Genomic DNA, 14,836 nt, shown 5'->3' on the forward strand with positions numbered 1-14,836 from the left:
CTCATCCCCAAACAATTGCTTTCAAGAAGAGGCAATCTTTCATCAATCCACTTGTGTGAACCGACTTTATCCGGTATTAGCTACCCTTTCGAATAGTTATCCCAGGCTTGAAGNCAGATTATCTACGTGTTACTCACCCGTGCGCCACTCTACTCGGGATTGCAAGCAATCCCTTTCTCGTTCGACTTGCATGTGTTAAGCACGCCGCCAGCGTTCATTCTGAGCCAGGATCAAACTCTCCAGTTATAATCCTTTACTAAAACTTTTTAAGGTCTACGCTTAAAGCCGCCAGGCTTAAAAGCGCATTGTCATTGACCCGCTCTTTTCTTTTTCACTGACCAATTTTCAAAGATCTAACTTACTACTCAAAAAAAAACTTCGTCGGAAACCGTTGGGCCGTTCCCGTGAAGCCAGAGCAATATCCTTCATTTTCTAATCAATGTCAAATCTTTTTTTAATTAAATCTCAATTTTTCTTTAGGATACCCCAAAACTCCCGCCACAGCTTGAAACCCAACTCTTTGTAAAATCTTAAAAATCTGTTAAGTTGCCCTTCTATTTTGCATGAACAAAAAAATTTAAAAGGATAATAAAAATATGACTTTTATTGATTTGAAAAGCGATACGGTAACCCGTCCCACGGATAAAATGAGGCAGGCCATGATGGATGCCCCTGTGGGCGATGATGTGTATAAGGAAGACCCCACAGTTAGTTTGCTTGAAGAAAAGACTGCGGCCATTACAGGCAAGGAAGAGGCGCTTTTCTGCACTTCCGGCACCCAGTCCAATTTGCTGGCCCTTATGACCCATTGCCAGCCGGGGGATGAATATATTGTGGGCCAGACGGCTCACACCTTCAAATACGAAGCCGGTGGTGCTGCGGTACTCGGGAGCATCCAACCCCAGCCGTTGGATCTGGAACCTGACGGGACCCTGGATCGGAAAATCATATTGACAGGCTTGCTATGGACCATGACAATGCCCGGGATCTGGCCCGGGGTATTGCTGATATTGCCAGCCTGCAGGTGAACCCCAAAACAGTGCAGACAAATATGGTGTTCGCGGACATTGGAAAAAACGCCCACGCGTTGGCGGATCACATGAAACCCCAGGGTATTCTCATTGACCGTGCAGAGAATTTGCGAATGGTCACGCATCTGGATATTACCAACGACGATATTGTCGAGACTGTGCAGGCCTTTCATTCATTTTACGACCAATAAATTGGACCTGAAGAAAGAATCCCGGGGGCTACACCGGTTAAAGGCTATTTGTGGGTGGTATTAGATAAACCGCTGGGGAAAATCTGTAAACAGTCCATCAACACCGGCATTAACAAAGCGCATGTAATCGCAGGGCTCATTTACCGTGAACAGATTAATCCGCTTGCCGGCACCTTTTAGCCTTCTGATATCCGAAGGCGTAACCAGCAAAGCGTTTATATTGAGCACTTCAAATTCAGCATTGGTAAATAAAGGATCATTGAAATTTAAAGCTTCATCATCCCGATCCCCCACCAGAGCCTGGAGCTCATATTCAGGGGCATGCTGCCGAATAAATCGAAGCCAATCGTAGTTAAATGAAGAAAGGGCTACCTGGTCAGGCGAGATACCTGATCGGGACAGTTCAGCCAGCACCCGGGCCGGATGAAAGTTAAATTCCGGTTCATTGCCATGGTCTTTGAGTTCAACATTGATAGACCAATCAAGGTCTTTGGTTAACGCAAGACCATCGTACAAAGAGGGAATACATTCCCCTTTAAACCCTGCAAGGGTCTGTGGGTCAATGTCGAAAACAGTTGCGTAAGGGTCATCCCGCTCAAACCAGCTGCCTGCATCCAATAATTCAAGATCAACAAAAGTATGACTATCCAGCCTGTCTATGGTGCCCCGTTCGGACCAGAGCGTTTTTTCAGGCGATTGGGGATCATATCCGAGCACTTGGGCGGCATTGGTACACCGGGTTAGGGTTTCATCGTGGAAGAGCACCAGCTCTCCGTCCCGGGTCAGGGCGGCATCAGTTTCCCATCGGTGAGCGCCTATTTTGTGCGCCAACCGGGCAGCCGTCAAGGTATTTTCCGGGGCAAGGCTCCTGGCCCCTCGGTGGGCGATGATTTCAACACCCCCTGGCATGATTACACCAAGCGTCTAAGCTCCAGGAACCGTATAGGTCTTACACGTTCCGCTTGAACAGGTTCGTTCCTGGGTATGCACGCCTTGGGAAGCATTTCCTGACGAACCCATGGCATAGTTGGTAGCTGAAACCACCCGCTGGAACTCTTTGGAGCTACATTTAGGACAGACAACTTCCTTGTCGTCCTGCCCCCCCATAACAATCACTTCAAAAAATTCTTCACATTTGCTGCATTTAAATTCATATATCGGCATGTTCACTCCTCATAACAGCCCAGGAACCTTGGTCCCAATTTACGTTCAATTTTTATAACCGTTCACCAAATATAAGCAGTCAGGGGGTTTGTCAAGACCCCTCTGCCGTATCAAGAAGTTCTTTGGCATGAACAAGGGTGGTATCGGTGATCTGGCTGCCGCCAATCATCCGGGCAAGCTCCTTTATTCTCTCTTCCTGACAGGTCAAGGGCGTGATGCGTGTGGCTGTTCTGCCGCCTGACACCTGCTTAGTTATTCTGAATTGATGATTACCGTACCTGGCAATCTGGGCCAGATGGGTGATGCAGATCACCTGTTGAACCCTGCCCAGTTCTTTAAGTTTAAGCCCCACCTTATCCGATGTTGCACCGCCGATACCGGCATCCACCTCATCAAAAATCAGGGTCTCAAAGGATTGCCCCCGGCAGAGCACGGCTTTAAGCGCCAGGACAATACGGGACAATTCTCCGCCCGAGGCTATTTTTGCCAAAGGCTTTGGGGATTCACCGGGATTCGGGGAGAGCAGAAACCGCACCCGATCCATGCCTGTGGCAGATATTTTTTCATTATCCGCTGTTACAAGCTCGTCAGGGTCAATGCCTGGGTCCGTGGAAAAATCCACTTCAAAACTGGCCCTGCCCATTTCAAGGGCACCCAGCTCTGCCTTTGCCAGCCTGGCCAGGGCCAGGCCTTCTTTCTGCCGCCGCATGGATAAGGCCTTTGCCTTTTGACGAATCCGGTCCACCAATCCCTTTTGTTTTTGTTCCAGCTGTTCTATACGCCCCTCAATCCCCTGAATATCCGTCAAATTTTCTGCCATATTCCGGTATTGCTCAAATATGGTATCAATACTGCCCCCATATTTGCGCTTGAGTTTTGCGATCTGATCCAGGCGGCGGTCCACCTGATCCAGAGACTGGGGGTCCAGATCAATACCAGTGGCAAAGGATCTGAACTCTGATACCAGGTCCTGGAGTTCATAGGATATTTCGTCCAGGCGCCGGGCCAGTACACCCAATTTTTCATCGGTATCGCAAAACCGGCCAAACCGGGCAGACATGCCTGAAATCTCATCCAACACCGACCCTTCCCGATCATATAAATTGTGCACCGCACCGTTTACCGTTTCAAAAATCTGCGCGGCATTCTGCAGATGGTCACGCTTTTGAATCAGTTCTTCATCCTCATCGGGCTGGATATTGGCGTCTTCAATCTCATCCACCTGAAATTGAAGCAGTGCCAATTCTTTTTCAGCCTTTTCCTTTCCGGCCTTTAAACCGGCTATCTCTTTTTTCAAAGGAACAATCTGCCGGTACAACCCCGCCACATCTTTTCTCAAATCAAGGGTCTGGGCAAATTCATCCAGAATATCCAGGTGCTGATCTTCTTTGAGCAGCCCTTGGTGGGCATGCTGACTGGAGACACCAGCCAAGTCTTCGGTCACCTGTTTTAAAAAATCCAGCGTGGTCTGGCGGGCGTTGATATAAATTTTACTTTTGCCTTCGGCAGATACCACCCGCCGGATGATCAGGCCGTCTTCAGTATCCATATCCTGATCTGCCATGAGCCGTGCCGCATGGGAATCAGGGGCAATGTAAAACACAGCTTCCAGTTCGGCATTGTCCTTTCCGGTGCGTACCAGATCCGCCGATGCCCGGGAACCCAAAAGCAGGTTTACGGCCTGGATGATAATTGATTTTCCTGCCCCGGTTTCCCCTGTCAGCACAGAGAGCCCGGGACCGAATTCAATGCGCAAATCCTCAATAATCGCAAAGTTTTTTATGGCCAGCGCGTGCAGCATAAAATCTCCTTGCCCAAAAAAAACCCATGTGCAGCCAAGCCGCGGCCATGGCCGCCACAAGTCGGGGCACCCACAGCCAGAATGCAGGCAGGCCCAAAGGAAGAAATAAAGACGGATCCTCAATCATAGCATGATTTACCCCGATGGACAGGTGAAGCCGGGTTAGGGCTTTGGGGTCATGGGTACTGTTTTTTGTCTCTTCAACGATAACGGCAGCCCCGTAAGCCAGCCCAAAGACTCCCGCTGTCATCCAGAGCAGTGCACAGGATTTGTCCAGCCCGAGAAACGTTAAAACAGGAGCCGTAATCCGTGTCACGGCTTCGATAAGGTGGAAGCGTCTTGCCAGCTCCATGACCACCATCAAGGGCATGATAATACATAAAATCTTTAAACACAGCCAGGCCGTGCCTGCGGCCCAGTCAACCAGCATGACCGACAGCGGGCCCGGTGACGGCGGCGCAGCCAGAAAACCGGCCGTCCCGGCGCTGCCGGGGCCCACCCCCATAATCCACCCGCAGATCATGGTGACAACAAAGGACATTCCCAGGCGAAAAAAAACCGCCGTTGAAAACCGCAACCCGGAATTGGCCTGGACCCAACTTTCCTGGATCAGGTTATGGGATATCAGGGTAAAGACGGCAATCAGGATCATATGTTCCATGGAAAAAGGCATAACGGACAGGGCTGCCACAGTGCCGTAAATACCTGTAAAAATACCGATAACCAAAACAACGGCCGCAGATGCCGGCAGATGGATCATGGTCATCATGGGTTGTAAAAAAAAGTCAAGGTGGTGCAAAAGCTGATAATGTACCATTAAAGCCGTTGCAAAGGAGACCGGCACAAGAATCTTAACCAGCCAGATCAGTCCGGACCACCCTTTTTGTAAACCGGCTTTAACCGCAGCCGGTATTTGCTTGGGTAGGCGGGATTCAGGATTTCGTGGAACCGGATGAGGCATCTTGGGGCATATCCAGATTCTTTTTCACGGTGTCATTGACGGTCTTGTAAACATCCTTAAAAGATTCATGGACGTTGGAAGGCGACAACCGGCCCATCTCAATGAACTTGACTATTATTTCCTTGGTGGCTCTGAGTATGTGTTCGTCAACGGATTTCATAGATTGCTGAATACCAGAACCGGTTGATAAGGTCAATATTTGACGGTGAATTTGTGTTGCCATGTGCTTCTAAATGCTTATAATACGATATTTTAACTTTCAGGATAAAGGCAGCGTTGCATAATGTGTGAAAACTCCACTGACCATAATGACATTCATATTCTTGAGCAGGACAGCAAACAGATCATTCTTATCGGAACAGCCCATGTATCCAGGCACAGTGCCCAACTGGTTTCAGACACCATAGCATCCGAACAGCCCGATTCCGTGTGCGTGGAACTGTGCAACAGCCGTCTTTCCGCCATCCGGGATAAAGACCGGTGGCAGAACATGGATATTGTAAAAATCATCAAGGAAAAAAAAGCCCTGATGCTGTTCATGAATCTTTTGCTGGCCGCTTTCCAGAAAAAAATAGCCGATAAATTCGGCATAAAACCCGGCCAGGAGATGATCAATGCCATTGCTGCTGCAGAAGAAACAGATGCTAAAATTGTCCCGGCGGACAGGGAAATTCAGACCACCCTTTCCCGGATATGGCGGGGTATGGGATTCTGGGAAAAAACGAAATTGATATTCTCTATGGTGTTGTCATTTGGCCAGTCCGATGAGATTGAAGAGACGGATATTGAAAAAATGAAGCACCAGGACATCCTGCAGTCCCTGCTTTCGGAAATCAAAGAAGATCACCCCATCATTGGAGAAGTGCTGATCAACGAACGGGACCAGTTCCTGGCCCAAAGCATTCGAAGTGCGCCAGGGGACAAAATCGTGGCGGTTGTGGGTGCAGCCCATGTGCCCGGCATTTTAGAATATATTGAGCAGGATACCCCCATAGACCTTGCCGCACTCAACACACTGCCCCCTCCCGGCAAAGCGGGAAAGGTATTAAAATGGCTTATCCCGGGCCTGATTGTCATGCTTTTCATTGCGGGATTTCTCATGGAGGGTAAAGGCGCCGGGACCGACATGATCTGGATCTGGGTACTGGCAAACGGCATTTTTGCCGGAATCGGCGCACTCATCGCCCTGGCCCACCCATACACCATTTTTTCATCCATCATCGCCGCCCCCCTGACCTCCCTGAATCCCATGATCGCAGCAGGGTGGGTGGCGGGTCTTGTGGAGGCGTTTTCACGTAAACCCAAGGTGCGAGACCTCGAGGCAATCCCCAAGGATATCACATCTATTAAAGGATTCTGGCGGAATAATGTCACAAGAATTCTGCTGGTGGTGGTGTTCACAAATCTTGGCTCCTCCATCGGCACCATGACAGCCCTGCCATTGATGATAAAACTGTTGTCTTGATTAAAAAGGAGTGCAGACCTAATGGATATTTTTGTAGCGCGCCAGCCTGTATTCACTTCAGACAAAAAACTGTTCGGTTATGAACTTTTATTCAGGCTCAGCCTGGACAATGTGTTTCCAAATATCGACGGATCTGCAGCCACATCCGGTGTGCTGTCCAACCTTTTTTTTTCCTTTGGACTTAATGATATCCTTGCCGGCAAGCCCGGACTGATCAATTTCACCCGGAATCTTCTGCTCAATCAGACACCGCTTCTTTTCCCAAAGGAACATATTATTATTGAGGTATTAGAAAACATTGAACCTGAACCTGAAATCATTGACGCATTAAAGACCTTTAAATCCAGAGGATTCAGGATTGCTCTGGATGATTTTGTTTATGATCAAAAATTTAGTGAAATGATTCAGCTATGCGACATGATAAAGTTCGATATCATGGCCACACCCTTGAATACTCTGGGCCCGGTTATTAAATCCATAGAAAATGAACTCAAGCATATCACACTGTTGTGTGAAAAGGTGGAAACCCACGAAGAATTTGAACAGGCCAAAGCTATGGGCTTCAAGCTTTTTCAGGGCTATTTCTTTTCAAAGCCCGAAGTTATATCACACAAAGGTCTGGCAGCCAACCAGGTCACCAACCTGAAACTGTTAAATGAAATTTCAAAGCAGGAGATAGACTTAGCCGTTATAAAGGACATGATCAAAAACGATGTGACCATATCCTTCAAGCTTTTGACATTTATCAACTCAGCGTATTTTAACCGGCCCATTGCTGTAGACACGATCAAGGATGCCATCACATTTTTGGGACTGGAGGAATTAAAAAAATTTATCTATGTGGTGGTAGTCTCGCATATGACCCCGGGTAAGCCCAATGAACTGATCCGATTTTCGGTGACCAAGGCCCGAATGTGTGAGCAATGCGCTCATGTGATTAAAACCCGATTTACCCCGGAAGAGTTGTTCACTGTGGGACTGTTTTCAACCATGGATGCCATTTTGGATATGCCCATGGAAAAGATTCTTGAAAAAATTGCCTTGTCGGAAAAAATCAAGGATGCGCTGTTAGGTAAAGACCGCGTATTCAAACAACTCAATGACCTTATTACAAACTTCGAACAGGGGCAGTGGGACCATACTCGATTTCAGGCAGACAAAGATTCGAAACTGATTCAAAAACTGCCCGTCTTCTACATGGACGCCTTAAAAATGGCGGATTCCTTTATTAGCTCTTCTTAGATTGTCCTAACGGGTAAAAATCTGCGGGGATAACCGCACCGTCACCGGGATTGGGCAAATTTCTGAATGCAGGCCGGATAGAGTTCCCACTCCTTTTTCAATCCTTTTTCTTTAACATCATCCAAGGTATCACCATCAACTATTTCAAATGCCTTCTGGCCGATGATGGGTCCTGTGTCCTCCCCGTAATCAACAAAGTGAACCGTGCATCCACCGATTTTGCACCCATACCGGAAGGTGTCCCCGTATCCGTCGGTCCCGGGAAATGCCGGCAGCAGCGCCGGATGGATATTCATGATTCTCTGGCCCGAACCGTTGGTATTAATCCGGTCAATGAAATAAGGTGTAAACACCCGCATGAACCCGGCCAGCACCAGCAAATCCATATCATAGGATTCAATATGATCCAACAACCGACGTTCGGCAATGACCCTGGATTTTATGAAAAACAGGGCTTTTTCACGATTCTTTTCAACATCCACCAGCTGCTGTTTTTTTAAAATATCTTCAAGATGAAAGTCATTTGGCATAAGGCTGTCAAGATCCCTGGCGTTGCGGCAATCGGCAATGATCCGGGCATAATCCACCACAAACGTGTCAATACCGGCTTTTTGTGCGCGTTCCAGTCCTTTGACCCCATCTACATCGGATCCGGTAAAAACAATTTGTGCATCAATGCGCCCCTGGTTGCAGGCATCAATAATGGCCTGCAAGTTGGTGCCGCCGCCGGATATTAATGTGCCGACCTTTAATTTCTCAACCATGATTCTGTTCTCTTTCCTTTCATTATTGATTGCCATACCCGTTCTGAGCTCCGCAATCGGGGCATTCCCACGTAATTCCGTTGCAGGTCATCCCCCACTGGTTTTCATACATGCAGGACTGACACATGGAAAATCCGCACCGGCACTGCCAGCAGAACATGGCCTGGGCACCGCAGCAATGACAGATTTTTGACCGGCTTTGCCGCCGCCGGGACTTTCCGGCTTTGGCCCGTGTCCGGGATTGTTGGGACATAAGACTTCTCCTTTGCTTTAAAAGATAGTATATATGCCGCTAATTAAATAATAATTCAACAAACAATTTTCAGGAAAGTATATCATGGCGGCACCAAGCACTATTTACCTGATCGACGGCAGCGCATTTTTATACCGGGCCTTTCATGCCATCCGCAGCCTGGCCACTTCCAAGGGGCATCCCACCAATGCCACATTCGGATTCACCCGAATCCTGCTCAAACTGCTTAAAGAAAAACAACCCAAGTACGCAGGCGTTTTCTTTGATGTCAAAGGGCCTACTTTCCGCCATAAAATGTTTGATGAATATAAAGCAAACCGCCCGCCCATGCCCGAGGAGCTGGCCGTTCAAATCCCGGACATCAAAGAAGTTGTCAAGGCGTTGAACATCCCCATTATCGAGAAAACCGGATATGAGGCGGATGATCTTGTGGGCACCTATGCCCGCATTGCCCAGGAGCAGGGATTTAAGGTGGTCATGGTCACAGGGGACAAGGATTTTATCCAGTTGATCACCGATGACTGCACGCTTTGGGATCCCATGAAGGACACCGTCACGGACCGGGCCAATGTAAAAACGGAGATGGGTATTGAACCCGAGCAGTTCACAGACGTATTAGGCCTTGCCGGGGACACTTCCGACAACATTCCCGGTGTCAAAGGCGTGGGCGTAAAAACCGCTGTCAAACTGGTTGCCGAATACGGCTCTATCAGCAATATTTACAATCATCTGGACCAGCTGAAAAAAAAGAAAAAACTGCATGAAAACCTGACAGCGTCCAAAGAGATCGTCGATTTAAGCCGGGATCTTGCCGCCATTGACCGGCATGTGAATATTGAGCACCCATTAGATGATTTTCAACTGCAGGAGTTTGACACCCGCAAAGCCTTTGGACTGTTCCAGTCATTTGAATTTAAAACCCTGGCTTCTGAATTTTCCGAAAAAACAGATAAATCAAAAAAAACCTATACAATGGTTCACGCCATTGCCGACATGGAGACGCTGGTATCGGAACTTGAAAACAAAGGAGTGTTTGCCATTGATACGGAGACCACGGACATTGATCCCATGCGGGCGGATCTTGTAGGCCTCTCCTTTTCATATGAAGAGGATGCCGGATTTTACATCCCGGTGGCACACACCAATACAGGTGATATACTGATGCCGGAAAAAGAAGAGGTCCTCCGTATTTTCAAGCCCTTACTTGAGAACCCCGACATTGCGAAGGTCGGCCAGAACATCAAATATGACTTCATTGTTCTGGCCCGGTACGGCATTGAGATTAAAGGTATTGTGTTTGACACCATGATTGCCTCCCACCTGCTCAATCCCGGCACCCGGGGACATGGCCTGGACCGCATTGCCATGAATCTTTTCGGGTACAAAATGGTTTCCTATGAAGAAGTGACAGGCAAGGGAAAAGACCAGATCGGATTCCAGGAAGTCCCCCTTGACCTTGCCGCAGACTATGCGGCAGAGGATGCAGATCTGACCTTCATGGCCTATGCGGTATTAAAAAAACAGATCGAGGACAAGGGGCTTACCCCTTTGATGGAAACCCTTGAAGTGCCTCTGATCAGTGTTTTGGCCAAAATGGAGATGGCAGGTATCCGAGTGGATACGGATGTGCTTGGCAAAATGTCCCTGGAATTTGAACAAGAATTGAAAACCCTTGAACAAAAAATCTACGAACTTGCCGGGGAAGCGTTCAACATCAATTCATCCCAGCAGCTCGGGGTCATTCTGTTTGAAAAGTTAGGCCTCAAAGCCGTTAAAAAGACCCGGAAAAAAACCGGGTATTCCACGGATGTCCAGGTGCTCACCCAACTTGCCGAGACCCATGAAATGCCTGAAAAGCTATTACGGTACAGAACTCTGGGCAAGCTGAAATCCACCTATGTGGATGCCCTGGCATCCCTGGTCCATCCGGATACCGGACGCATCCACACGTCCTTTAACCAGACTATTACTGTCACCGGCCGCCTGTCATCGTCCAACCCGAATCTGCAGAACATTCCCATTCGCAAACCCGAAGGGAAAAAAATCAGGCAGGCTTTTATCCCGGCAGACGGCTGCACCCTGATTTCAGCGGATTATTCCCAGATTGAATTGCGGCTTTTGGCCCATTGCGCAAATGATCCCATTCTCATTGAATCCTTCCAAAACGACGAGGATATTCATACCCGTACGGCACTGGAAGTTTTCCAGGTGCTGCCCGGTCTTGTCACCGATGAAATGCGCAGCCAGGCCAAATCCATCAACTTCGGCATCATCTATGGCATGGGCGCGTTCCGCCTGTCAAATGAGCTGGGCATCAGCCGGAAAATGGCAGGCATCTATATTGACAATTATTTCAAGCGTTATGCAGGGGTAAAAAAATTCATTGACAAGACCATCGAACAGACCCGGGAGACCTGCGAGGTATCCACCCTGTTCGGCAGAAAACGCAGGTTGGATGACATCCGCTCATCCAATGCCAATTTGCGAAACTTTGCCCAAAGGGCTGCCGTGAACACACCCATCCAGGGCAGTGCTGCGGATTTGATCAAGCTTGCCATGATCAAAATGCAGGCAGCTCTTGCAACAGAAAAAATGGCATCAAAAATGCTTTTATCCGTGCATGATGAAATTATCTTTGAATCCCCGGAACAGGAAAAAGATAAACTCATGGCCATGGCAAAGCAGGTTATGGAAAATGTTACGCCCCTGAAAGTGCCCTTAAAAGTCAACTTTGGTGCCGGCGCCAACTGGGCCGAGGCGGAACATTAAAAACCCCAAAACGGACAAGAGGAAAGACGTGAGTAAGCAGCGCATCGGACTTGTGATAAAAGATGAGGACCACGCCCAGAAAAAAGCCCGGGAATTGATCCGGCATATCGGGGACAGATGCCTGGTCATAGACACCCAGGCCCCAACACCGCCACCCATCCCCGAAGATCTGATCTGCATTGTGGTACTTGGCGGCGACGGCACATTTTTAAGTGTGGCACGATATATCGGTGATTCGAACATCCCTTTGATGGGCATCAAATTCGGTGAGGTGGGATTTCTTGCCGAAACCACGGAGGATCATCTTTGCAAGGTGGTTGATACGGTATTTAAAGGGGATTATTTTATCCAGGAACGCAGCCGCCTCAATATCCGGGTGGTCCGGGACGGCCAATGCATCGTGGACGAAGATGTGCTAAATGATGCGGTCATCAACAAGGCGGCGCTGTCAAGGCTGGCCTCATGCGCCGTGTATCTGGACGACACCTATTTGACCACCTACCGGGCCGATGGTCTGATCGTGGCCACACCCACGGGCTCCACGGCATACTCCCTGGCCGCAGGCGGCCCCGTCGTCTATCCCGAAGTGCCCTCCATCATCCTGACCCCGATTTGCCCCTTTACCCTGACCAACCGGCCATTACTCATCCCGGACCATACCCAGGTGGAAATCAGCCTGAAAGGCAGTCCCGAGGATATGATTCTGACCCTGGACGGCCAGGAGGGGTTTGATATGGATACCTGTGACAGGATCTACATCCAAAAAAGCCGCCACAGCGTAAAAATGATCTCCTTTGAACCCCACTCCTATTTCAAGGTGCTGAAGACACGGCTACACTGGAGCGGCGGCAGATCCTGATCGTCAACTTCCAATGGATTATGCGAATAACAGCCATGGGCGGACCTGGTCTATCGACACCCAGACGCACCCCACAACAAAGCATGAAAGTAATTTAACAATTTATTGGAACTTTCATTTAAAAATGTAAAAATAAAGGATGTCGTTAAACAGAAAAAATAAATTTTTATGGTTTACAGGAATCTTGATTCTGCTCCCATTTATTTTCTTTTTAGCGATCTTGGCGGTTTTCTGGTACAGGCTCAGCCCCACAAACCAAAATTTTTTATTTGAAATAATCAGGGAACACGCGGTTTACTTTTTTATCAGTTTCTTTTTATTTTTTGAGGCTGTCGGCTTCACGATTTATGCTGTTTTGAATAAATTTTTTATTCCTTTGACAAAAATTTCTGATGAAATCTCCGTAATTTCGACAGTTAATTCATCCCACCGGATAGATATTGACGGCGGAAAAGAGATCTTAACTATCGTAAAAGCCATAAACCTTTTTGCGGATCATTACCAGAATTTACAGAAAAATATAAAAGAAGAAATAAACAAAAAAAGAGCCGAACTCGAAATAGAAAAAAATATGCTCGCATCATTTTTCGACGAGCTGCCGCAGGGGATAATCGCCTGCAACACAGAAGGAGAGATCAATCTTTTCAACAAAAAAGCCAAAACATTAGAAGATCAGAACCATATTATCGGAATCGGCAGATCTATTTTCAATATTATTGATAAAGACATCATAACGAATGCGCTTTATGAAATAAACGTGAAAAAGCCTAAAAAACATGAAGCGGCATCTTCTTCTTTCATAACCTTAAGCCCCGGCAATGTATTGATAAAAGCGGATATCTCGCCGATAGCGGATCAACGTGACAATTTTGCCGGATTTATAGTCGTTTTTTATGACATAGGAAAAGACTTTGAGCTTTACGCGAAAATCGACAACATCTTCAAATGCACCGCAAACGAGATCCTTGCTTTTCTCGATAAGATAAAAAAAGAGAAAATGGTAACGCCGGAGATCGCCGCCATAGAAGAAAATTTAAAAAAGTCCGAAAAAGAGTATATCGAAAAGATAAAAGAGCGTCTGCCGTTTCTGGTGGTTTCGGACAGAGATATATTAACGACGGTCCAAAAAAAAGCCGGAGAAAAGCTTAACGTCTCGTTAAAAATTGAGTTCCCTGCCCATATAAATTGGATAAGGATCGAAACCTACTCTTTTATCTATGCTTTTTTATCCATTTTGACCATTCTGAAAAATAAAACGTTCAAAAAGACGTTTAGCTGCACGCTTTGTAAAGAGGAAAATCTTCTATCGATTTTTTTTCATATTCCGGGTGGTGAAAAAAATTTGAAGATTTTTAGAGATGATAACCTTTTTTTAAAGCTGAAAGATTTTTTAAATTATCATGAGGCGCAAATCAGTTTAAGTTTTAATGAAAAGAGCGAAAAAGGGATAAAAATTATGATACCCCTTGCAGAGATGAAAGAGTCGGAAGAGGTGCGTAACATAGTCATTGCGCACGATGCATACGAGCGGCCCGATTTTTTCGACTTCGATCTTTTTACAAAGCGAAAATCCGATTCAAAATTGAACGAGATGCGTTTAAAAGATATCGTTTATACTGTTTTCGATACGGAAACCACCGGCCTGGATACCAGAAATGATGAGATAATTTCCATAGGCGCGGTCAGAATCGTAAACGGCAGGATTTTAACTGGAGAAAAATTCGACCGGCTTATAGATCCGAAGATAAATATTCCGCTGGAATCTGAAAAAATTCACGGTATAAATGGTGAAATGGTCAAGGGAAAGCCTGATATACAAGAAGTGTTGCCGCTTTTTTGTAAATTTTCCGAAGATACGGTTTTGGTGGCACATAATGCGGCATTCGATATGAAGATGTTTTCTATGAAAGAGGCCGAGACCGGAATAAAATTTGACGGCCCGATTTTAGATACCCTCCTGCTTGCATTAATCGTTTATCCCATGTTCGAAAAACATAATATGGCAGCGATTGCGAATTTTGCCGGAATCGATATTGTGGGGCGCCACACGGCGATAGGTGATGCCTCGGCAACGGCCCAGATTTTTCTTAAGCTTATTCCGTTGCTTGCCAAAAAAGGGATTCACACGTTAAACGACGCAACCCAAGCGTCCAAAAAGACTTTATACTCAAAACTGAAATATTAGGGCCTGAAATATCAGCGCTGACGCATCAAAATTTATTATCAATGATATCAGGGGGGCGGAGCGACATCTAAAATTATTTTGTCGCAAAATTATAATAGACACTCTGCAGGTCTTTTGATAATGTAACGTGGATGTGTGTGAGTTCACCCAC

14 protein-coding genes and 1 rRNA gene are annotated in these 14,836 nt (G+C 47.0%); 7 read left to right on the top strand and 8 right to left on the bottom strand.

Translation table 11 applies throughout. From position 1 onward, the window contains the following. Window positions 1–246: ribosomal RNA gene (locus B147_RS0101860) — 16S ribosomal RNA — on the bottom strand; the annotation flags it as partial. Between the two features lie 350 nt (window positions 247–596). On the opposite strand from B147_RS0101860, the gene B147_RS0101865 reads away from it, so the two are divergent. Both B147_RS0101865 and B147_RS32635 read left to right on the top strand, forming a co-directional pair. Beyond that, entirely contained in the window at window positions 597–1,028 is a 432-nt protein-coding gene (locus B147_RS0101865; RefSeq protein ID WP_020585563.1) for a beta-eliminating lyase-related protein, read from the top strand. Between the two features lie 11 nt (window positions 1,029–1,039). Beyond that, on the top strand, window positions 1,040–1,222 hold the full coding sequence (locus tag B147_RS32635; RefSeq protein ID WP_245568888.1) for a hypothetical protein: 183 nt from the start codon (window positions 1,040–1,042) through the stop codon (window positions 1,220–1,222). A gap of 60 nt (window positions 1,223–1,282) precedes the next feature. Here B147_RS32635 and B147_RS0101875 read toward each other — a convergent pair whose 3' ends face one another. From B147_RS0101875 to B147_RS30830, 5 genes are all read right to left on the bottom strand, one after another. Beyond that, window positions 1,283–2,131, bottom strand: a complete 849-nt coding sequence (locus B147_RS0101875; protein ID WP_020585565.1) for a glycerophosphodiester phosphodiesterase — start codon at window positions 2,129–2,131, stop codon at window positions 1,283–1,285. A gap of 15 nt (window positions 2,132–2,146) precedes the next feature. Further along, complete coding sequence (locus B147_RS0101880; RefSeq protein WP_020585566.1) at window positions 2,147–2,386, bottom strand: FmdB family zinc ribbon protein; 240 nt, start codon at window positions 2,384–2,386, stop codon at window positions 2,147–2,149. 91 nt (window positions 2,387–2,477) lie between these two features. Further along, window positions 2,478–4,187: a DNA repair protein RecN gene (gene recN / locus B147_RS0101885; protein ID WP_020585567.1), complete on the bottom strand. Its 1,710-nt coding sequence runs from the start codon at window positions 4,185–4,187 to the stop codon at window positions 2,478–2,480. Continuing rightward, on the bottom strand, window positions 4,147–5,148 hold the full coding sequence (locus B147_RS0101890) for a hypothetical protein (RefSeq protein WP_020585568.1): 1,002 nt from the start codon (window positions 5,146–5,148) through the stop codon (window positions 4,147–4,149). Before B147_RS0101890 ends, recN begins: the two co-directional genes overlap by 41 nt. Beyond that, window positions 5,120–5,308 carry a hypothetical protein gene (locus tag B147_RS30830; RefSeq protein WP_020585569.1) on the bottom strand — a complete coding sequence of 63 codons (189 nt, stop codon included), beginning with the start codon at window positions 5,306–5,308 and terminating at the stop codon, window positions 5,120–5,122. Before B147_RS30830 ends, B147_RS0101890 begins: the two co-directional genes overlap by 29 nt. A gap of 123 nt (window positions 5,309–5,431) precedes the next feature. On the opposite strand from B147_RS30830, the gene B147_RS0101900 reads away from it, so the two are divergent. Next, window positions 5,432–6,613: a TraB/GumN family protein gene (locus B147_RS0101900; protein WP_020585570.1), complete on the top strand. Its 1,182-nt coding sequence runs from the start codon at window positions 5,432–5,434 to the stop codon at window positions 6,611–6,613. A gap of 21 nt (window positions 6,614–6,634) precedes the next feature. Beyond that, on the top strand, window positions 6,635–7,855 hold the full coding sequence (locus tag B147_RS0101905) for an EAL and HDOD domain-containing protein (protein ID WP_020585571.1): 1,221 nt from the start codon (window positions 6,635–6,637) through the stop codon (window positions 7,853–7,855). 41 nt (window positions 7,856–7,896) lie between these two features. On the opposite strand, the gene purN is transcribed toward B147_RS0101905, so the two are convergent. Both purN and B147_RS0101915 read right to left on the bottom strand, forming a co-directional pair. Next, a complete protein-coding gene (gene purN / locus B147_RS0101910) occupies window positions 7,897–8,655 on the bottom strand; it encodes a phosphoribosylglycinamide formyltransferase (protein ID WP_020585572.1) in 759 nt (252 codons plus the stop codon). Further along, window positions 8,642–8,872 carry a hypothetical protein gene (locus tag B147_RS0101915; RefSeq protein WP_020585573.1) on the bottom strand — a complete coding sequence of 77 codons (231 nt, stop codon included), beginning with the start codon at window positions 8,870–8,872 and terminating at the stop codon, window positions 8,642–8,644. The genes purN and B147_RS0101915 overlap by 14 nt, the downstream gene beginning before the upstream one ends. An 84-nt stretch (window positions 8,873–8,956) precedes the next feature. Between B147_RS0101915 and polA the strand changes: the two genes are divergently transcribed. The 3 genes from polA (at window position 8,957) to B147_RS0101930 (ending at window position 14,685) form a co-directional block, all read left to right on the top strand. After that, window positions 8,957–11,641: a DNA polymerase I gene (gene polA, locus B147_RS0101920; protein WP_020585574.1), complete on the top strand. Its 2,685-nt coding sequence runs from the start codon at window positions 8,957–8,959 to the stop codon at window positions 11,639–11,641. A gap of 28 nt (window positions 11,642–11,669) precedes the next feature. Next, entirely contained in the window at window positions 11,670–12,500 is an 831-nt protein-coding gene (locus B147_RS0101925) for an NAD(+)/NADH kinase (protein WP_020585575.1), read from the top strand. Window positions 12,501–12,855: 355 nt separating this feature from the next. Continuing rightward, window positions 12,856–14,685 (top strand): 3'-5' exonuclease, encoded by a 1,830-nt coding sequence (locus tag B147_RS0101930; RefSeq protein ID WP_245568889.1) that lies wholly within the window; start codon window positions 12,856–12,858, stop codon window positions 14,683–14,685. Window positions 14,686–14,836 lie beyond the last annotated feature (151 nt).

Origin of the sequence: Desulfobacter curvatus DSM 3379 (genome assembly GCF_000373985.1) — a bacterium.
In the GTDB taxonomy this organism is placed as follows: domain Bacteria; phylum Desulfobacterota; class Desulfobacteria; order Desulfobacterales; family Desulfobacteraceae; genus Desulfobacter; species Desulfobacter curvatus.